Source organism: Rhizobium bangladeshense (assembly GCF_001662075.1).
GTDB classification, from domain to species: Bacteria; Pseudomonadota; Alphaproteobacteria; order Rhizobiales; family Rhizobiaceae; genus Rhizobium; species Rhizobium bangladeshense_B.
Map to the genome: position 1 here is coordinate 212367 of NZ_LYPL01000006.1, position 19443 is coordinate 231809.

Annotated in this window: 16 protein-coding genes; 14 read left to right on the forward strand and 2 right to left on the reverse strand. The window is 61.8% G+C overall.

Features of this window, described 5'->3' with window-relative positions; translation table 11 throughout:
* Nucleotides 1–129 precede the first annotated feature (129 nt).
* From bamA to lpxB, 6 genes are read left to right on the forward strand one after another with little or no spacing between them, the layout of a single operon-like run.
* Entirely contained in the window at nucleotides 130–2469 is a 2340-nt protein-coding gene (bamA, locus tag A7X77_RS14620; protein ID WP_064683601.1) for an outer membrane protein assembly factor BamA, read from the forward strand.
* A gap of 50 nt (nucleotides 2470–2519) precedes the next feature.
* On the forward strand, nucleotides 2520–3587 hold the full coding sequence (gene lpxD, locus A7X77_RS14625; RefSeq protein WP_064683602.1) for a UDP-3-O-(3-hydroxymyristoyl)glucosamine N-acyltransferase: 1068 nt from the start codon (nucleotides 2520–2522) through the stop codon (nucleotides 3585–3587).
* Complete coding sequence (gene fabZ / locus A7X77_RS14630) at nucleotides 3580–4047, forward strand: 3-hydroxyacyl-ACP dehydratase FabZ (RefSeq protein ID WP_064683603.1); 468 nt, start codon at nucleotides 3580–3582, stop codon at nucleotides 4045–4047. The genes lpxD and fabZ overlap by 8 nt, the downstream gene beginning before the upstream one ends.
* Nucleotides 4044–4862, forward strand: coding sequence for an acyl-ACP--UDP-N-acetylglucosamine O-acyltransferase (gene lpxA / locus A7X77_RS14635; protein ID WP_064683604.1), 819 nt, complete (start codon nucleotides 4044–4046; stop codon nucleotides 4860–4862). The genes fabZ and lpxA overlap by 4 nt, the downstream gene beginning before the upstream one ends.
* Before the next feature lie 3 nt (nucleotides 4863–4865).
* Nucleotides 4866–5747: an LpxI family protein gene (locus A7X77_RS14640; RefSeq protein WP_064683605.1), complete on the forward strand. Its 882-nt coding sequence runs from the start codon at nucleotides 4866–4868 to the stop codon at nucleotides 5745–5747.
* Nucleotides 5744–6913: a lipid-A-disaccharide synthase gene (gene lpxB / locus A7X77_RS14645; RefSeq protein ID WP_064683606.1), complete on the forward strand. Its 1170-nt coding sequence runs from the start codon at nucleotides 5744–5746 to the stop codon at nucleotides 6911–6913. The genes A7X77_RS14640 and lpxB overlap by 4 nt, the downstream gene beginning before the upstream one ends.
* 28 nt (nucleotides 6914–6941) lie before the next feature.
* On the opposite strand, the gene gltA is transcribed toward lpxB, so the two are convergent.
* Complete coding sequence (gltA, locus tag A7X77_RS14650) at nucleotides 6942–8231, reverse strand: citrate synthase (RefSeq protein ID WP_064683607.1); 1290 nt, start codon at nucleotides 8229–8231, stop codon at nucleotides 6942–6944.
* Between the two features lie 289 nt (nucleotides 8232–8520).
* Between gltA and A7X77_RS14655 the strand changes: the two genes are divergently transcribed.
* Nucleotides 8521–10953, forward strand: a complete 2433-nt coding sequence (locus tag A7X77_RS14655) for a ComEC/Rec2 family competence protein (protein ID WP_064683608.1) — start codon at nucleotides 8521–8523, stop codon at nucleotides 10951–10953.
* Here the strand turns inward: A7X77_RS14655 and lexA are convergent.
* Entirely contained in the window at nucleotides 10934–11653 is a 720-nt protein-coding gene (lexA, locus tag A7X77_RS14660) for a transcriptional repressor LexA (RefSeq protein ID WP_064683609.1), read from the reverse strand. The genes A7X77_RS14655 and lexA overlap by 20 nt on opposite strands.
* Before the next feature lie 194 nt (nucleotides 11654–11847).
* Here lexA and A7X77_RS14665 point away from each other — a divergent pair, with 194 nt between their 5' ends.
* From A7X77_RS14665 to A7X77_RS14695, 7 genes are all read left to right on the forward strand, one after another.
* Nucleotides 11848–12744 carry a VOC family protein gene (locus A7X77_RS14665; RefSeq protein WP_064683610.1) on the forward strand — a complete coding sequence of 299 codons (897 nt, stop codon included), beginning with the start codon at nucleotides 11848–11850 and terminating at the stop codon, nucleotides 12742–12744.
* Nucleotides 12741–13586 carry a 3-deoxy-8-phosphooctulonate synthase gene (gene kdsA, locus A7X77_RS14670; protein ID WP_064683611.1) on the forward strand — a complete coding sequence of 282 codons (846 nt, stop codon included), beginning with the start codon at nucleotides 12741–12743 and terminating at the stop codon, nucleotides 13584–13586. The genes A7X77_RS14665 and kdsA overlap by 4 nt, the downstream gene beginning before the upstream one ends.
* A gap of 138 nt (nucleotides 13587–13724) precedes the next feature.
* A complete protein-coding gene (gene eno / locus A7X77_RS14675) occupies nucleotides 13725–14999 on the forward strand; it encodes a phosphopyruvate hydratase (RefSeq protein WP_064683612.1) in 1275 nt (424 codons plus the stop codon).
* A gap of 137 nt (nucleotides 15000–15136) precedes the next feature.
* Nucleotides 15137–15457, forward strand: a complete 321-nt coding sequence (locus A7X77_RS14680; protein WP_064683613.1) for an FtsB family cell division protein — start codon at nucleotides 15137–15139, stop codon at nucleotides 15455–15457.
* A gap of 145 nt (nucleotides 15458–15602) precedes the next feature.
* Nucleotides 15603–16649, forward strand: coding sequence for a pyruvate dehydrogenase (acetyl-transferring) E1 component subunit alpha (gene pdhA, locus A7X77_RS14685; protein WP_064683614.1), 1047 nt, complete (start codon nucleotides 15603–15605; stop codon nucleotides 16647–16649).
* A 16-nt stretch (nucleotides 16650–16665) separates the two neighbouring features.
* On the forward strand, nucleotides 16666–18063 hold the full coding sequence (locus A7X77_RS14690; protein WP_064683615.1) for a pyruvate dehydrogenase complex E1 component subunit beta: 1398 nt from the start codon (nucleotides 16666–16668) through the stop codon (nucleotides 18061–18063).
* A gap of 15 nt (nucleotides 18064–18078) precedes the next feature.
* Entirely contained in the window at nucleotides 18079–19431 is a 1353-nt protein-coding gene (locus A7X77_RS14695) for a pyruvate dehydrogenase complex dihydrolipoamide acetyltransferase (protein ID WP_064683616.1), read from the forward strand.
* Nucleotides 19432–19443: the final 12 nt, after the last annotated feature.

The following is a 19443-nucleotide window of genomic DNA, read 5'->3' on the forward strand; positions in this document are numbered from 1 at the left end:
CTTCGAAATGAAGTAAACAGAAATTAACGCCCTCACTTGCTTGTATGTCAAAAGCGGGTAAAACGACACACGTGACCGGAATCGGGTTCTCCCGGGGACGGGGACGAGGGAAAAAAGGTAATAGGTGAAATGAAGGCTGGTTCAAAGTTTTTGAACGCAGTATCGGCGGTTGCGCTGTCTGCTAGTGTTGTTGCTTCGGGCGCAGGCGCTTTGATGTTCGTTTCCGCTACGGCCGCGGAGGCCGCGGTTATCCAGCGCATCGATGTGCGCGGCGCCAGCCGCGTCGGCGCGGAAGCTGTCCGGTCGAACCTGACCATCACGCCCGGCAAGAGTTTTTCGAACACCGACATCGATGACTCGGTCAAGCAGCTTTACGGCACCGGTTACTTCTCCGACGTCAAGATTTCGGTCTCCGGCGGCACGCTTGTCGTCAATGTCCAGGAGGCCCAGCTCGTTAATCAGGTCGTCTTCAACGGCAACCGCAAGATCAAGGACGACAAGCTCGCGACGATCGTGCAGACCCGTGCTGCCGGTCCCTACAGCGACACTCAGATCCAATCCGACATCCAGGCGATCAAGGATGCCTACGCCGCCACCGGCCGCAGCGAAGTCGAAGTGACGACGCAGGTGGTGCCGCTCGGCGAAGGTCGCGTCAATCTCGCCTTCGTCATCAACGAAGGCGATCGCACCAAGATCGATTCTATCAATTTCGTCGGCAACAATGCCTACAGCGCCGGCCGTCTGGCTGCCGTTATCAATACCAAGCGTTCGAACTTCCTTTCGTTCCTGACCCGCAAGGATGTCTATAACGAAGACAAGCTTCACGCCGACGAAGAAGCGCTGCGCCAGTTCTATTACAACCGCGGCTATGCCGATATGCGCATTGTCTCTTCCGATGCGAGCTTTGACGAGGCAACCAACAAGTACACGCTCACCTTCAACATCGAAGAAGGTCAGCGTTACGACTTCGGACCGGTGACCGTCCAGTCGACCGTCGAGGGCGTCGGCTCGGATCAGCTGCTGCCGCTGGTGCGTACGAAGGAAGGCCAGGTCTACAGCGCCAAGGAGGTGCAGAAGTCGATCGAAGCGATCTCCGATCAGGTGGCCTCTGCCGGTTATCCATTTGCGCGCGTCACGCCGCGCGGTAACCGCGACCTCAACAACAATACGATCGGTGTCGAATATCTGGTCGACCAGGGCGAGCGCGCCTATGTCGAGCGTATCGAAATTCGTGGCAACAGCCGCACACGCGATTACGTCATCCGCCGCGAATTCGACATGAGCGAAGGCGACGCCTTCAATCAGCAGATGATCACCAAGGCCAAGCGCCGCCTCGAAGCGCTCGGCTATTTCTCCTCCGTCAATATTTCCACCCAGCCGGGCAGCTCGCCGGATCGCGTCGTGGTGGTCGTCGACGTGCAGGATCAGTCCACCGGTTCGTTCGGCGTCGGTGCGGGTTATGCCGCCGGCGGTGACGGCCTCTTGCTCGAAGCTTCGATCGAAGAGAAGAACTTCCTCGGCCGCGGCCAGTACATCCGCATCTCGGCCGGTGGCGGTCAGGAAGGTTCGCGCGCCTACGGCGTCAGCTTCACCGAGCCCTATTTCCTCGGCTATCGTCTGGCGGCGGGCTTCGACGTCAATCACAGCGAGACGTCGAGCAACGACAACTACGATTACGAGGAAACCAGCGTCGTCCTGCGCGTCACCGCGCCGATCACCGAGGATCTGGCGACGACCTTCCGTTATAACTACAAGCAGATGAAGTATGACGCTGATAACGGCGATCTTTCCGATCTGTCGGCTCCGTATCAGCACCTCGTCGAAGACAGCCCGTGGACGCGGTCTTCCATCTCGCAGACGCTGACCTACAATACGCTCGACGACACCGTCCTGCCACGCGAGGGCATCTACGCGACGGCGACGCAGGAAATCGCCGGTCTGGGCGGCGATTCGCAGTTCTACAAGATCTACGGCAAGGCGCGTTACTACCACCTGCTCGCTGACGATGCTGATATCATCGGCTCGGTTTCTGCCTCGGCTGGTTATGTCGTCGGCTTCGGCGAGCATCTGAACGTCTTCGACCAGTTCACCCTGACCAACGGCGATATTCGCGGTTTCGAAAACAAGGGCATTGGCCCGCGCGTTTCCGGCACCAACGACGATCCGCTGGGCGGTACGACGTATTTCACGGCGTCGGCCGAAGCAACCTTCCCGATGCCGGGCTTCCCGCGTGACTTCAATCTGCGCGGCGCGGTCTTCGCCGATGCGGGCACGTTGTTCGGCAACGACGTCGATCTCAGGGGTGACGGCATCGAAGGTGAAGACGCCTCGCTGCGCGCTTCCGTCGGTGTCGGCGTCGTCTGGCAGTCTCCTTTCGGTTCATTGCGTCTGGATTACGCAATCCCGGTCCTCAAGGAAGACTTCGATAAGACGCAGAACTTCAAGTTTGGCATCAACAACCAATTCTGATATCGGCAGTCCGGAACTGTAAGACTCAATTCCGTTCTGGAGCATTGCCGATGGAGCAAAACGTTTTTTTTCTGCCCCATGAAGGTCTGAAGCTCGCTGAGCTGGCCGGGTTTCTTGGGGCGGAACTCGCCAATTCCGATCACGCCGATGTCATTGTCCGCTCCGTCGCTCCCATCAACCGGGCGCGGGCGGGCGATGTCTGTTACATCCTGTCGCGCCGCAGCCGGGATGAGCTGCTCACCTGCCAGGCTTCGGCGGTGATCTGCGACAAGGCGCTCGCCGACCTCGTGCCGCAGCATATCCCGATCATCCTGTCGTCCAATCCGCATGCGGCTTTTGCCATGGCAGGCGGCCTGTTCTATCCGGCAGCACTGCGTCCGGTCACCATTTCGCCGGGTGAAGGCGAGATCGCGCCGAGCGCGGTGATCGATCCGAGCGCCAGGCTGGAAAAAGGCGTGATCGTCGAGCCGCTGGCGGTTATCGGCGCGCATGCGGAAATCGGCGAGGGCACCCGCATCGGCGCGCACAGCATCATCGGTCCAGGCGTCAAAATCGGCCGGGATTGTTCCATTGCAGCCGGCGCCAGCATTCTCTGCGCGCTGATTGGCAACGGCGTCATCATCCACAACGGCGTGCGCATCGGCCAGGACGGTTTCGGCTATGCGCCCGGTCCGCGCGGCATGATCAAGATCGTCCAGATCGGCCGGGTGATCATCCAGGATAATGTCGAGATCGGCGCCAATACGACGATCGACCGCGGCGCCATGGACGATACGGTGATCGGCGAGGGCACCAAGATCGACAACCAGGTCCAGATCGGCCACAACGTCCAGATGGGCCGCCATTGCGCCATTGTCGCGCAGGTCGGCATCGCCGGCAGCACGAAGATCGGCAACGGCGTGCAGATCGGCGGCCAGGCCGGCATCAAGGGCCATGTGACGATCGGCGACGGCGTGCAGATCGCCGCCAAAAGCGGTATCATGACCGATCTTGCCGCCGGCGGGCAATATGGCGGCATACCGGCTCGTCCGCTGAAAGACTATCTGAGAGAGGCGGCGCAACAAGTGTCGAAGTCCAAGTTGCGCGGGCGGAACCCTGGAGGCAAGGAAAATGACTGAGGAAGCCACGACGACGCTTTCTTCGGCTGACATCATCGAGATCATGAAGCTGTTGCCGCATCGCTATCCGTTTCTGATGGTCGACAAGATCATTGAGATCGATGGCGACAACACGGCGATCGGCATCAAAAACGTCACGGTGAACGAGCCGCATTTTACCGGCCATTTTCCGGAGTCGCCGATCATGCCGGGCGTGCTGCTGATCGAGGGAATGGCGCAGACGGCGGGTGCGATCTGCGCCAAGAAGGAAGGCCAGCCGGGCAACCTTGTCTACTTCATGACCATTGAGAATGCGCGTTTCCGCAAGCCGGTTGTGCCCGGCGATCGCGTCGAATTCCACGTCATGAAGCACAAGCAGCGCGGCAATATCTGGAAATTTCATTGCGATGCCAAGGTGGACGGCACGCTGGTCGCCGAGGCCGATATCGGCGCGATGATCGTTCGTAAGGATCAGGCATGAGCACGATTGCCGAAAGCGCCAGCATTCACCCGATGGCCGTCGTCGAAGACGGAGCCACGATTGGTGAGGGCGTGAAGATCGGTCCCTTCTGCCATGTCGGGCCGCACGTCGTCCTGCATGAAAATGTCGAGCTCCTGGCGCATGCGATCGTCACCGGCCGGACCGTGATCGGCAAAGGCACGCGCATTTTTCCGATGGCGGTCGTCGGCGGCGATCCGCAGAGCGTGCATCATGCCGGCGAAGAGACGACGCTTTCGGTCGGCGCCAACTGCACGATCCGTGAAGGCGTGACGATGAACACCGGCACCGCCGATTTCGGCGGCCAGACGATCGTCGGCGACAACAATTTGTTCCTGGCCAATTCGCATGTGGCGCATGACTGCCGGGTCGGCAACCACGTGATCATGTCGAACAACGTCATGCTCGCCGGCCACGTCGTCATCGAGGATCGCGTCATTCTCGGCGGCGGCTCGGCCGTTCATCAGTTCACCCGCGTCGGCCGCCAGGCCTTCGTCGGCGGGCTGTCGGCAGTGAGTTACGACGTCATTCCCTACGGCATGCTGAACGGAAATCCCGGTCTGCTGAGCGGCCTCAACGTCGTCGGCATGACGCGCGCGGGCATCGATCGCGCCGTCATCCACCGGGTGCGCCGCGCCTACAAGGCGATCTTCGAGGGAACGGCCTCCGTGCGTGAGAACGCCGCGGCCATCCGCGAGGAATATGCCGATTGCGCAGAGGTGATGCAGATCCTGGATTTCATCGCGGCCGATAGCGACCGCGCCCTGTCCTCGCCGACCCGAGGTCAGAAGGGCTAGCCCGTGGCTTCATCAGGCGACACCGCGGCGGGCCGGCTGGCGATCATCGCCGGCGGCGGCCTTCTGCCTTCCTACGTCGCGGAAGCCGCACGCGCAGCAGGCGAAAATCCTGTTATCGTCGCCCTCAAGGACGAAAGCGACCGGCGTTGGGAAGGCTACGACCACGCCGTTATCGGTATCGGTGATTTCGCCGCCCTCGACGGCCTTCTCAACCGTTATGGCATCGGCCGCGTGGTGATGTCGGGCAGCGTGCGCCGCCGGCCGGAATGGCGCGAGGTGCGCCCGACGCTGCGCATTCTGATGAAGGTGCCGGCCGCGATCCGCACGCTGCTCTCCGGCGGCGACGATACGGTCCTGCAGATGGTGATCCGGCTGATCGAGGGAAACGGGCGGCGCGTCGTCGGCGCCCATGAGATCGCCCCCGACCTGCTGGCTGCCGTCGGTCCGCTTGGCGCCGCGGCACCCGGCGAGGAAGATCGGCGCGATATCAACCGCGCTGCCGAAGCCGCCGAGACGCTCGGCCGGCTGGATGTCGGGCAGGGGGCCGTCAGCATCGGTGGGCGGGTTGTCGCGCTGGAAGGTCTTGAGGGCACCGATGATATGCTTGATCGTGTCGCCGGTCTCAGAGCCGCCGGACGCATTTCGACGCGCCGCCGCGGCGTGCTCGTCAAGCTCTGCAAACCGCAGCAGGATATTCGCGCCGACCTGCCGGCGATCGGCGTTTCAACGGTGCTGAACGCCGGTAAAGCCGGCCTTGCCGGCATCGCCGTCGAAGCCGGCCGCTCGCTGATGCTCGATCGTGCCGCCGTCATCCGCGCCGCCGACGAGGCCGGGCTTTTCGTCTGCGGCATCGACCGAGGCCTGGCGGAATGGGGTCTGGAATGACCGGCGCGCCGCTGAAGATTGCCGTCATTGCCGGCGAGGTGTCGGGCGATCTCCTCGGCGCCGACCTCATCGCCGCGCTGAAGCGCATCCATGGCGGACCGGTGGAACTTGTCGGCGTTGGCGGGGAGGGTCTGCAGGCGGAGGGCTTGCAATCCCTGTTCGATTTTTCCGAACTGTCGATCATGGGCATCACCCAGGTGCTGAGCCGGCTGCCGAAGCTGTTTGGCCTGATCCGTCGGACAACGGCTGAAATCATCGCCGCAAGGCCTGACATTCTGCTCATCATCGACAGCCCGGATTTCACCCATCGCGTGGCAAAGCGCGTCCGCACGGCGCTGCCGGATTTGCCTGTCGTCGATTATGTCTGTCCGAGCGTCTGGGCCTGGAAGGAATATCGCGCCGAGCGCATGCTTGCCTATGTCGATCACGTGCTCGCCGTCCTGCCTTTCGAACCGGCGACGATGCAACGCCTCAACGGCCCGGCAACGACCTATGTGGGGCATCGCCTGACCGCCGACCCTGCGCTCCTGGAGACCCGACGCCTGCGCGCCGGAAGACGGCCCGGCAACGGCACAATCCTGCTTCTGCCCGGCTCCCGCTCCTCGGAAATCCAGAAGCTCCTGCCGCATTTCGAGGTGGCGGTGAGCGAACTAGTCGCCCGCAACGGGCCGATGCGTTTCATTCTGCCGACGATGAGACACAAGGAAGGACTTGTGCGCGAATTGACGGCGAAATGGGCGGTAACGCCGGAGATCGTTGTCGGCGCAGAAGCAAAGTGGAAGGCTTTCGTCGAGGCCGATGCGGCCATGGCGGCATCCGGAACCGTCATTCTCGAGCTGGCGCTTGCCGACGTTCCCGTCGTCTCCGCCTACAAGGTCGACTGGATCATGCGGTTGCTGACATCAGGCATCAAGACCTGGACAGGAGCGCTGCCGAACCTGATCGCCGATTACGCCGTAGTGCCGGAATATCTGAACGATATCGTTCGTGGGGCAAGCCTCGCACGCTGGATGGAAAGGCTGTCAGCCGACACTTACCAGTTGAAGGCGATGAAGGAAGGCTATGAGCTCATCTGGCAGCGCATGCAGACCGAAAAGCCGCCGGGTGAATATGCTGCCGAAATCCTGCTCGACGTGCTGAAAGAGAAAAAACCCGGTCGTTTCTGACCGGGTTTTCTTTTGAGTTCAGAAGCGATCAGCGCTTCGAAACCGGGATGTAGTCGCGCTTCGGTTCGCCGACATAGAGCTGGCGCGGACGGCCGATGCGCTGTTCCGGATCCTCGATCATCTCGTTCCACTGCGCGATCCAGCCGACGGTGCGGGCAAGCGCAAAGAGCACGGTGAACATGGTCGTGGGGAAGCCCAATGCCTTCAGCGTGATGCCGGAATAGAAGTCGATGTTCGGATAGAGCTTCTTCTCGATGAAATATTCGTCGGTGAGCGCGATGCGCTCGAGCTCCATCGCCACTTCGAGCAACGGATCGTCCTTGATGCCGAGTTCGCCGAGCACTTCATGCGTCGTCTTCTGCATGATCTTGGCGCGCGGATCGTAGTTCTTGTAGACGCGGTGGCCGAAGCCCATCAGGCGGAACGGATCGTTCTTGTCCTTGGCGCGGGCGATATATTCCGGAATATGATCGACGGTGCCGATCTCGTTCAGCATGTTGAGCGCCGCTTCGTTGGCGCCGCCATGCGCGGGACCCCAGAGGCAGGCGATGCCGGCCGCGATGCAGGCGAACGGGTTGGCGCCCGACGAACCGGCGAGACGGACGGTCGAGGTCGACGCGTTCTGCTCGTGATCGGCATGTAGGATGAAGATGCGGTCCATGGCGCGGGCAAGCACCGGGTTGACCACATATTCCTCGCACGGAACGGCAAAGCACATGCGCAGGAAGTTCGACGCATAGTCGAGGTCGTTCTTCGGGTAAACGAAGGGCTGGCCGATATGGTATTTGTAGGCCATGGCGGCCAGCGTCGGCATCTTGGCGATCATCCGCAGGCTGGCGACCATGCGCTGGTGCGGATCGGTGATGTCGGTCGAGTCGTGATAGAAGGCCGAAAGCGCGCCGACGCAGCCGCACATGACGGCCATCGGATGCGCATCGCGGCGGAAGCCGGTGAAGAAGCGGCTCATCTGCTCGTGCACCATGGTGTGATGCGTGACGCGATAGTCGAAGTCCTTCTTCTGCGCTGCCGTCGGCAGTTCGCCGTAAAGCAGGAGGTAGCAGACCTCGAGGAAGTCGCCATGTTCGGCGAGCTGCTCGATCGGGTAGCCGCGGTGCAGCAGCACGCCTTCGTCGCCATCGATATAGGTGATTTTCGATTCACAGGATGCGGTCGAGGTGAAGCCCGGATCATAGGTGAAGGAACCGGTGTTCTTGTAGAGAGCACCGATATCGATGACGCTCGGACCGATCGTGCCGCTTTTGACGGCGAGGTCGACCGATTTGTCACCGATTTTTATTGTTGCGCTTTGATCCGTCATGCTGATCCTCCGAAATGTCGGTGGCGCCACAAAAGCGCCATAGGGGTTAAGCGTCCTTTGCGATAGCTATATGATCGCGAGGCTAATGCCAAGTTACTGTGACGCCATTTTGTGCATTGCGGCATCACCTTTTAGGCACTGCAGCGATGAGCAGCACGCATATCAGAAGCCGATGATTCAACTGATCTTTTCCCACTCGCAATTTTCGCCCGTATTTCAATCGATTATTCTTGCCGGATGAGCTCGGAGGTTGCATTCTGGAGCCAGGGCAAGTCATTTTGGGCGGCGCATGCAGGAATTGACGACAGTCGAATTGCGGCCGCAAGCAGGCGTCGGCCTTGCCGATCCCGCGTCATTTCCAGCTCCTGCCGTGGGATCGCGGCCGGCAACAACGCAGTCGGCGGTGCCATTGCGCCACCGGCTGACGACCGCCGTCGCACAATTGCTACGCGCTGGCGGCCGGTTGCTCAGCGAAGAGGCCGACCACGGCCGCCTGCTCCTGTTCTCGCCAGTCTTCCTCGGCGCCGGCGCGGCATACTGGTTTCTTGCTGCAACGGATTTTCCGCTCCGTCCATTGTTGCTCGGCCTGTCGGTGCTGATGCTTGCGGTGCTCGTCGCCGGTCGCAGCCGGCCCGCCTTGCGGGCAACGCTTATGGCGCTTGCCCTCGTGGTATGCGGCATGCTCTGCGCTCGGCTAGAAAGCTGGCGGGCCTCGACGGTCATCCTTGATTCATCCGTGACGACGACAGTGACCGGCCGCGTCGAGCGGCGCGAAGGCGACGATCGCGGGCGGTGGCGCTATGTTCTGGCCGTCACCGGCACCGATGCGCCGCAGGTGAAGCGGCCGCCGAGGCGCATAACCGTGATCGCCCGCGGCACGGATGCGCCGTCCGACATCGGTGACGTCATCACCGGTCGAGCACGGTTGACGCCGCCGGCGGGGCCGGCGCTTCCCGCGCTCCACGACTTTTCCTTCAGTGCCTATTTCGATGGCATCGGCGCCAACGGTTTCTTCTACGGTGCGCCTGAGAAAGTCGATCCGCAGACAGGCCCGCAGCCTGCGAGATCGACGTCCGAAGCTCTGCTCGAATGGCTATACCAGTTGCGCAGCGGCATCGGCGATCGCATACGCTCGATTCTGCCCGGCGACACGGGCGCTTTTGCCGCTGCTCTGGTGACCGACGAGCGGCGCGCCATCTCGAAGGAAACGACGGAGGCGCTGCGTCAGTCCGGTCTTGCGCATATCGTGGCGATCTCGGGCCTTAACATGGCGTTGTCAGCCGGCATCTTCTTCGTCGGTTTCCGAATGCTGCTCAGCCTCGTTCCGGGTGTCGCTCAAGCCTATCCGACAAAGAAGATCGCCGCTGCCGGCGCACTCGTCGCCGTCACAGCCTACTTCCTGATCTCAGGATTCGGCGTTTCGGCCGAACGCGCCTTCATCATGATGGCGATCATGCTGATTGCCGTCTTCTTCGACCGGCCGTCGATCAGCCTGCGCAATGTCGTTCTCTCGGCGCTCATCATCATCGCCATTTCACCCTCCGAAGTCTTGGGTCCGAGCTTCCAGATGTCCTTTGCCGCGACATTGGCACTGGTATCGGGCTACCAGCTCTGGAAGGACCGGCGCGTCCGGGAAAACGCGTTGCTGAAGCTGCCGGCCCTGCGGCCGGTCGTTGCGGTCGCCGGTTTCTTCGGCGGCGTCTTCCTGACCTCGCTGATCGGCGGCTTTTCCACGGCGCTGTTTGCGGTCGAGCATTTTCATCGCCTGACAGCCTATGGCCTGCCGGCAAACCTTGCGACGATGCCGATCATCTCCTTCATCGTCATGCCGGCCGGGCTGCTGGCGATGTTGCTGATGCCGTTCGGTCTGGATGCTCCGCTCTGGACGGTCGTCGGCTTCGGCCTCGATCTGGTGATAGCGGTTGCCAAGACGGTGTCCGGCTGGGGCGGCGATGTCGACCTCGGCCGTTTGCCCGCCTGGTATTTCGCGGTCGCCGTGGCAGGCTTTCTGATGCTGACGCTGCTCCGCACCCGGTTGCGCCATGCCGGCACATCGATCCTCGCCGTTTCGACGCTCATCCTGCTGATTCTGCCGGGTTCCCGGCCGCCGGATCTGGTGATTTCTGAGGATGGCGGTCTGGTCGCGCTCGTGGCGACGTCAGCCATGGCTTCCAACCGCGAAAATCCCCCGGACTTCATTTTCGGCCAGTGGCAGAGAGCGCTGGTCCTGCCGACGCACTACCCGCCGAAGATTCTGGATGGCCCTGCCATCCCGCCGCAGGGTGAGGACCGCCGCCTCAGGCTGTCCCGCGATCAGCAGAATGAAGCGAGGACGGCAATGATGGTCGCTGCAGCCGGCGGTGAGGTAAATCGGTTTTCCTGCGTGAAGAAAGCCTGGTGCATAGCCAGGCTCGGCAATGGCCATGTCGTCGCGGTCATCGACAATACCGCCTATCTCGGTCCGGCTTGCGACGCCGGCGAGATCGTCGTGACCGCGGTGCGCCTGCGTTTCGACCGCTGCCGTTCGGGGGCGACACTCTTCACCGGCGAGACGCTGCGCAGGACCGGTTCAATCGAATTGCGTTTTGCGGAAACGGGCCTGGAGGTCGCAACCGCATTCGATGCCTTGTCGCGTCCATGGATGCGCCATCGCGCCTATGACTGGCGCAAAGACGCTTTTACCGAATCCGGCCCGTCTGCTGTCAGTGATAACGGCGAATGAGGCCGACCAGCTTGCCCTGCACCTTGACCCGGTCGGGCCCGAAGATACGGGTCTCGTAAGCCGGGTTGGCGGCTTCGAGCGCGATCGAGGCACCCTTGCGGCGAAAGCGCTTCAGCGTCGCTTCCTCGTCGTCGACGAGCGCAACGACGATATCGCCGGGACTTGCGGTGCTGCCGTTGCGGATGATCACCGTGTCGCCGTCGAAGATGCCGGCGTCGATCATCGAATCGCCCTTGACCTCCAGCGCATAATGCTCGCCCGAGCCGAGCATGTCTGAGGGAACGACAATGTCGTGCGTGTTGTTCTGGATCGCCGAGATCGGAACGCCAGCGGCGATCCGGCCCATGACCGGCACGGACACAGTGTTGCCGTTGTCGGCTATCGGCTTTGCGGCAGCGGGTGCAGCGACCGGCTGGGGCTTGCCGAGGCTGCCTTCGATAACGCTCGGTGAAAAACCGCGGCGCGGCTGAAGACTGGGGCTATAAGCCTCCGGCAGCTTGATCACTTCCAGGGCCCGGGCCCGGTTCGGTAGGCGGCGAATGAAACCACGTTCCTCCAGCGCCGTGATGAGGCGATGAATGCCGGATTTCGAGGCGAGATCCAGGGCATCCTTCATCTCGTCGAAAGAGGGCGGAACGCCGGATTCCTTCATGCGCTCATGAATGAAAAGGAGAAGCTCCTGTTGTTTGCGCGTGAGCATCGACGTCAGACCCCTGATTGAAACAAATCCAGAACAGACACTATATGTTCCATATGTGTTCCGCAAGTAGCTAAATTTCCGTAAAACTTCGCGCCAACTCATCGAGATTTTTATTTTCATTCGCCGGATTGGCGCACATGTCTTGCATTGGGGGTGGTGCTGTCGCACATCTCTGGCGTGTCAGGAGGGATATCATGATCGCACATTCCGCCAAACCGCACCCGCTAGATCATGTCGTGCTGCCCGTCGTCAATATCGACCTGGCGCGCGAAAGGCTCGGCAAGCTCGGCTTTACCGTCGCCGCTGATGCGCGCCATCCGTTCGGAACGGAAAATGCCTGCGTTTTTTTCACCGACAAGACCTATATCGAGCCGCTCGGCGTGGCGAGTGTCGAGGAGAGCGAGACAGCGGCCCGCCAGGGCAATGTCTTCATCGCTCGCAATCGCGCCTTCCGCTTCCGCTGCGGCGAGGAGGGACTTTCGGCGCTGGCCTTCCTCACCGAGGATGCCGGCCTCGATCATCGGCGATTCGTCGGCAACGGCGCGAGCGCCGGCGAGATGTTGCAGTTCAGCCGGTCGATGCGGATGCCGGACGGTTCGGAAAGCGTCGGCAGCTTCAAACTGGCCTTTTCAGGAGATCTGCGCGCGCCCGACTTCTTTCTCTTCACCTGTCAGCGCATCAATGCTTTCCCGGCCGGTCGCGCCGCCCTGGAGACGCATGCCAATGGCGTGACGGGCATTGCCGAGATCGCGCTTTGTACCCCGGAGCCAGCTGCGTTTGCCGCCTTCGTTGGTCTTGCGGTCGGGCAGACGGTGGTGGAGAAAACCAGTTTCGGCATAAAGATCGCAGCATCGAATGCCAAGATCAGCCTGATGACGCCGGAAGGGCTGGAGGCCTATTTCGAGCTTGTCGTTTCCGCCGCCGATCGTGGCCTGCGCGGCCAGGCAATCCTCTTCATCGTCACCGATCTTGCCGTGACAGAAGCGCATTTGGCTGCTAACGGAGTGACATACACACGCAAGAACAATCGCATTCTGGTGAAGCCCACGCCCGGGCAGGGCGCGCTTTTTGCCTTCGAGGAACCACGATGAGCACTGATACCAATTCCGAGGTCAAGATCGGCGAAGGCGAAGGCCAGGTCACCTTTTCCAATAGCGGCCGCTTGTCGCTGATTGCCGGCCCCTGCCAGATGGAGAGCCGCGATCACGCCTTCATGGTCGCCGGTACGCTGAAGGAGCTCTGCGCAAAGCTCGGTATCGGCCTCGTCTACAAGAGTTCCTTCGACAAGGCGAACCGCACCTCGCTCTCGGCAGAGCGCGGCATCGGGCTTGAAAAGGGCATGCAGGTCTTCGCCGACCTGAAGAAGGAATTCGGCTTTCCCGTCCTGACCGACGTTCACACCGCCGAGCAATGCGCCGAGGTGGCGGAGGTGATCGACGTTCTGCAGATCCCCGCCTTCCTCTGCCGCCAGACCGATCTTCTGATCGCCGCTGCCCGGACCGGCCGCGTCGTCAACGTCAAGAAAGGCCAGTTCCTCGCCCCCTGGGATATGAAGAACGTCCTGAAGAAGCTCAATGCCAGCGGCAACCCAAACGTGCTGCTGTGCGAGCGCGGCGCCTCCTTCGGCTACAATACGCTGGTTTCCGACATGCGCTCGCTGCCGATCATGGCTGCGATGGGCGCGCCCGTCATTTTCGATGCGACCCATTCCGTCGCCCAGCCGGGCGGGCAGGGCGAATCCTCGGGCGGTCAGCGCGAATTCGTTGAAACGCTGGCGCGCGCAGCCGTGGCGACGGGAATTGCCGGCGTCTTCCTCGAAACCCACCAGGACCCTGACAACGCGCCGTCCGACGGCCCGAACATGGTTAATCTCAAGGACATGCCGCGCTTGCTTGAGAAGCTGCTTGCCTTCGACGCGGTCGCCAAGGCTTGATGTTCAACAGGCTGACATGATCGTGGTTTAGGCCACGTCAGAACGCTTCGAAGGCAGGGAATTGCGGCATTGTAATTTGCACGCCTTCGATTATGACAGGCTTCGAACGATTGATCACCCACCGAGCAGGAAGAACCCATGACTGCAATCACCGATATCATCGCCCGCGAGATTCTCGATAGCCGTGGCAATCCCACCGTCGAAGTCGACGTCTACCTCGAAGACGGCAGCATGGGCCGCGCGGCCGTTCCCTCTGGCGCCTCGACGGGTGCCCATGAGGCGGTCGAACTGCGCGACGGCGGCAAGCGCTACCTCGGCAAGGGCGTCGAAAAGGCGGTCGAGGCCGCCAACACCGAGATCTTCGACGCAATCGGCGGCATCGACGCCGAAAACCAGATCCAGATCGACAACATCATGATCGAACTGGACGGCACGCCGAACAAGTCGCGTCTCGGCGCCAACGCCATCCTCGGCGTGTCGCTCGCCGTCGCCAAGGCTGCCGCCCAGGCCTCCGGCCTGCCGCTTTATCGTTATGTCGGCGGCGCTTCGGCGAGCCTGCTGCCGGTACCGATGATGAACATCATCAACGGCGGTGCCCACGCCGACAACCCGATCGACTTCCAGGAATTCATGATCCTGCCGGTCGGCGCCGATACGATCGCCGAAGCCGTGCGCATGGGTTCCGAGGTCTTCCACACGCTGCGCAAGGAGCTTGCCGCCCAGGGCCACAACACCAACGTCGGCGATGAAGGCGGTTTCGCACCAGGCCTGAAGAGCGCCCCTGAGGCCCTCGACTTCATCATGAAATCGATCGAGAAAGCCGGCTACAAGCCGGGCGACGACATGTGCCTCGGCCTCGACTGCGCCTCGACCGAATTCTTCAAGGACGGCAAATACGTTCTCGAAGGTGAAGGCCGCACGCTCGAATCGGGCGCCATGGCCGAATATCTGGCCGAGCTCGCCGGCAAGTACCCGATCATCTCAATCGAGGACGGCATGGCCGAAGACGACTGGGACGGCTGGAAGGCGCTGACCGACCTGATCGGCAACAAGACGCAGCTCGTCGGCGACGACCTCTTCGTCACCAACTCCGCGCGCCTTCGCGACGGCATTCGCATGGGTGTCGCCAACTCGATCCTCGTCAAGGTCAACCAGATCGGTTCGCTGACGGAAACCCTCGATGCGGTCAATACGGCGCACAAGGCGGCCTACACCGCCGTCATGTCCCACCGCTCCGGCGAAACCGAGGATTCGACCATCGCCGATCTCGCGGTTGCCACCAACTGCGGCCAGATCAAGACCGGTTCGTTGTCGCGTTCCGACCGTCTTGCCAAATACAATCAGCTGATCCGCATCGAGGAAGGCCTCGGGCCGCAGGCGCAGTATGCCGGACGTTCGATTATCCGCGGCTGATCGAATCTGTACGTCAATGGCTTAACCCGCGCCCTCCCGGCGCGGGGTTTTTTATCGCTCATATTTACGGTCAACCAACGGTTAATCTCTGCGCGTTATGCTGAACGAATTGGTAATGCGTTCAAGAGCATACGTGTATGTGGACAAAGCATCATAAGAAGAGAAAGTTCGGCCGGTTCGTCATCCCGGCCATGACGGTCGCCTTCCTCTCCTATTTCGGTTATCATTGCGTTCATGGCGATTACGGCCTGCGGGCGACGGAGACGTTCGAGCGTCAGCGTGTCGCGCGCGAAAAAGAGCTTGCGGTGTTGAAGGCGAAGCGCGAACATCTGGAAGGCCAGGTCGCGCTCCTCAGTGACGGTTCGCTCGACAAGGACATGTTGGACGAAAAGGCGCGATATCAGCTGAATATGTCGCGCGCGGACGAGATCGTCATATTCAACCACTATTCCAATTAACCGGAATTCGGTTAATTCCAATTTATGTTTTATTTCCAATAGTTTAGTGCCGAATACGAGCCATGCAATTATGGCATTGCTGTGGTCAAATTTCTTCCCTATGGTACGCGCCACCGAGAAACGACAAACCCATAGGGAGGGTTGAATGGCGCCGCGAAAGACCGCGACCGTTTCCAGCCGCAAAACTGCAGCAAAACCAGCAGCCAAAGCATCGAATGGAGGCCCGGTAGCCGACTTCGATCGGGACGAGGAACTCAAGGCCTATCGCGAGATGCTACTGATCCGCCGCTTCGAGGAGAAGGCAGGTCAGCTTTACGGCATGGGCTTCATCGGGGGCTTTTGCCATCTCTACATCGGTCAGGAAGCTGTCGTCGTCGGCATGCAGATGGCGCAGAAGGAAGGCGACCAGGTCATCACCGCCTATCGCGACCACGGCCATATGCTGGCAACCGGCATGGAAGCGCGCGGCGTCATGGCGGAGTTGACCGGGCGCCGCAGCGGCTATTCCCACGGGAAGGGCGGCTCGATGCATATGTTCTCGAAAGAGAAGCATTTCTACGGCGGTCACGGCATCGTCGGTGCCCAGGTTTCGCTCGGAACCGGTCTTGCCTTTGCAAATCGCTACCGTAACAACGGCAACGTCGCGATCGCCTATTTCGGCGACGGCGCCGCCAACCAGGGCCAGGTTTACGAGAGCTTCAACATGGCCGCTCTCTGGAAGCTGCCGATCGTCTATATCGTCGAGAACAACCGCTACGCCATGGGCACGTCGACGGCCCGCGCCACCGCGCAGTCGAACTACTCGCTGCGCGGCTCCGGCTTCGGCATCCCCGGCATCCAGGTCGACGGCATGGACGTCCGCGCCGTCAAGGCGGCGGCCGACGAGGCGCTCGAACATTGCCGCTCCGGCAGGGGCCCGATCATTCTCGAAATGCTGACCTATCGCTACCGCGGCCACTCCATGTCGGACCCGGCGAAATATCGTTCCAAGGAAGAAGTGCAGAAGATGCGCTCCGAGCAGGATCCGATCGAGCAGGTCAAGGCGCGCCTCATCGAAAAGGGCTGGGCCTCGGAAGACGATCTGAAGGCGATCGACAAGGATGTCCGCGACATCGTCGCCGACAGCGCCGATTTCGCCCAGGCCGATCCGGAGCCGGATGCATCCGAGCTCTACACCGACATTCTGCTCTAATCGGGGGAGGGAACCCATGCCTATCGATATCCTCATGCCCGCCCTCTCTCCGACTATGGAAGAAGGCACGCTGTCCAAATGGCTGAAACAGGAAGGTGACAAGGTCACCTCGGGTGACGTGATCGCCGAAATCGAAACCGACAAGGCGACGATGGAAGTCGAAGCCGTCGACGAGGGCGTCATCGGCAAGCTGCTCGTCGATGCCGGCACAGAAGGCGTCAAGGTCAACACCAAGATCGCCGTGCTGCTGCAGGATGGCGAATCGGCCGACGCGATTTCCACCGCTCCTGCTGCTGCTCAGCCGGCTCCGGTCGCTGCTCCGCAGGTTGCCCAGGAAGAAAAGCCGACCAATAGCGGTTCTGCTTCCGCACCGCTTCCAGCAGAGCCGAAGGCTGCCGTTCCGAACGACCCGGAAATCCCTGCCGGCACCGAAATGGTGTCGATGACCGTGCGCGAAGCGCTCCGCGACGCCATGGCCGAAGAAATGCGCGCCAGTGACGACGTCTTCGTCATGGGCGAGGAAGTCGCCGAATATCAGGGCGCCTACAAGGTCACCCAAGGGCTGCTGCAGGAATTCGGCCCCCGCCGCGTCATCGATACGCCGATCACCGAACACGGCTTTGCCGGCGTCGGCGTCGGCGCCGCCATGGCCGGCCTTCGCCCGATCGTCGAATTCATGACCTTCAACTTCGCCATGCAGGCGATCGACCACATCATCAACTCGGCTGCCAAGACGCTCTATATGTCCGGCGGCCAGATGGGCGCTCCGATCGTCTTCCGCGGCCCGAACGGTGCGGCCGCCCGCGTCGGCGCCCAGCACAGCCAGGATTACGCGGCCTGGTACAGCGCAATCCCCGGCCTGAAGGTCGTCATGCCCTACACGGCATCCGACGCCAAGGGCCTGCTGAAGGCGGCGATCCGCGACCCGAACCCGGTGATTTTCCTTGAAAATGAAATTCTCTACGGCCAGCACTTCGACGTGCCGAAGCTCGATAACTTCGTCCTGCCGATCGGCAAGGCCCGTATCCATCGTTCGGGCAAGGACGCCACCGTCGTCTCCTTCGGCATCGGCATGACCTATGCGACGAAGGCGGTTGCCGAACTCGAGAAGATCGGCATCGACGTCGAACTGATCGACCTTCGCACCATCCGCCCGATGGACCTTCCGACGGTCATCGAATCGGTCAAGAAGACCGGCCGCCTCGTCACCGTCGAGGAAGGCTATCCGCAGTCCTCCGTCGGCACCGAAATCGCCACGCGCGTCATGCAGCAGGCCTTCGATTATCTCGATGCGCCGATCCTGACGATTGCTGGCAAGGACGTGCCGATGCCTTACGCCGCCAATCTCGAAAAGCTGGCGCTTCCGAACGTCGGCGAAGTCGTCGATGCGGTGAAGGCTGTTTGCTACAAATAAGGGGAGGGTATCTCGATGCCGATCAATATCACGATGCCCGCCCTCTCTCCGACCATGGAAGAAGGCAATCTTTCGAAGTGGCTGGTCAAGGAAGGCGACAAGGTCAAGTCAGGCGATGTGATCGCCGAGATCGAGACCGACAAGGCGACGATGGAAGTCGAAGCCGTCGATGAAGGCACGGTCGCCAAGCTCGTCGTTCCCGCCGGCACCGAAGGTGTCAAGGTCAATGCGCTGATCGCCGTTCTCGCCGCCGATGGCGAGGACGTGGCTGCTGCCGCAAACGGTGCGGGTTCGCCCGCTCCCGCCAAGGCTGAAGCCGCTCCGGCCGCCAAGGTCGAGGCTGCACCGGCGAAGGCTGAGCCCGCTCCGGCTGCTGCGCCCGCCGCCGCACCCGCGGCAGCTTCAGCCGGTGGCAACCGCACCTTCTCTTCGCCGCTTGCCCGCAGACTCGCGAGGGAAGCCGGCATCGACCTCTCGGGGATCGCAGGCTCCGGCCCGCATGGTCGCGTCGTCAAGAGCGACGTCGAAGCCGCCGTTGCCGGCGGTGGCGCCAAACCTGCCGCCGCACCGGCTGCCGCTGCTCAGCAGGCCGCCGCAGCTGCTGCGCCGGCCGCGGTCGCCCCGAAGGGAGCTTCCGATGACGCCGTGCTCAAGCTCTTCGAGCCGGGCTCCTACGAACTCGTGCCGCATGATGGCATGCGCAAGACGATCGCCCGGCGCCTGGTCGAATCCAAGCAGACGATCCCGCATTTCTACGTCAGCGTCGATTGCGAGCTCGACGCTCTGATGGCGCTGCGCGCCCAGCTAAACGATGCGGCGCCCCGCAAGGACAACGCTCCGGCCTATAAACTCTCGGTCAACGACATGGTCATCAAGGCCATGGCGTTGGCGTTGCGCGACGTTCCCGACGCCAACGTCTCCTGGACCGACAGCAACATGGTCAAGCATAAGCACGCCGATGTCGGCGTCGCCGTCTCGATCCCCGGCGGCCTGATCACCCCGATCATCCGCAAGGCCGAGCAAAAGACGCTGTCTGTCATCTCCAACGAGATGCGCGATCTCGGCAAGCGGGCCAAGGACCGCAAGCTGAAGCCCGAGGAATATCAGGGCGGCACCAGCTCGGTCTCCAACATGGGCATGATGGGCGTCAAGAACTTCGCCGCCGTCGTCAATCCGCCGCATGCGACGATCCTCGCGGTCGGTGCCGGCGAACAGCGGGTCGTCGTCAAGAACGGCGAAATAGCTATCGCCACGGTCATGAGCGTCACGCTGTCGACCGACCATCGCTGCGTCGACGGCGCGCTCGGCGCCGAGCTGCTCCAGGCCTTCAAGGGCTACATCGAGAACCCGATGGGCATGCTCGTCTGATAGCTGGGCGGA

Coding starts and splice junctions, on each gene's coding strand:
- bamA (WP_064683601.1), top strand. CDS start 130: ATGAAGGCTGGTTCAAAGTTTTTGAACGCAGTATCGGCGGTTGCGCTG.
- lpxD (WP_064683602.1), top strand. CDS start 2,520: ATGGAGCAAAACGTTTTTTTTCTGCCCCATGAAGGTCTGAAGCTCGCT.
- fabZ (WP_064683603.1), top strand. CDS start 3,580: ATGACTGAGGAAGCCACGACGACGCTTTCTTCGGCTGACATCATCGAG.
- lpxA (WP_064683604.1), top strand. CDS start 4,044: ATGAGCACGATTGCCGAAAGCGCCAGCATTCACCCGATGGCCGTCGTC.
- lpxB (WP_064683606.1), top strand. CDS start 5,744: ATGACCGGCGCGCCGCTGAAGATTGCCGTCATTGCCGGCGAGGTGTCG.
- gltA (WP_064683607.1), bottom strand. CDS start 8,231: ATGACGGATCAAAGCGCAACAATAAAAATCGGTGACAAATCGGTCGAC.
- A7X77_RS14655 (WP_064683608.1), top strand. CDS start 8,521: ATGCAGGAATTGACGACAGTCGAATTGCGGCCGCAAGCAGGCGTCGGC.
- lexA (WP_064683609.1), bottom strand. CDS start 11,653: ATGCTCACGCGCAAACAACAGGAGCTTCTCCTTTTCATTCATGAGCGC.
- A7X77_RS14665 (WP_064683610.1), top strand. CDS start 11,848: ATGATCGCACATTCCGCCAAACCGCACCCGCTAGATCATGTCGTGCTG.
- kdsA (WP_064683611.1), top strand. CDS start 12,741: ATGAGCACTGATACCAATTCCGAGGTCAAGATCGGCGAAGGCGAAGGC.
- eno (WP_064683612.1), top strand. CDS start 13,725: ATGACTGCAATCACCGATATCATCGCCCGCGAGATTCTCGATAGCCGT.
- A7X77_RS14680 (WP_064683613.1), top strand. CDS start 15,137: ATGTGGACAAAGCATCATAAGAAGAGAAAGTTCGGCCGGTTCGTCATC.
- pdhA (WP_064683614.1), top strand. CDS start 15,603: ATGGCGCCGCGAAAGACCGCGACCGTTTCCAGCCGCAAAACTGCAGCA.
- A7X77_RS14690 (WP_064683615.1), top strand. CDS start 16,666: ATGCCTATCGATATCCTCATGCCCGCCCTCTCTCCGACTATGGAAGAA.
- A7X77_RS14695 (WP_064683616.1), top strand. CDS start 18,079: ATGCCGATCAATATCACGATGCCCGCCCTCTCTCCGACCATGGAAGAA.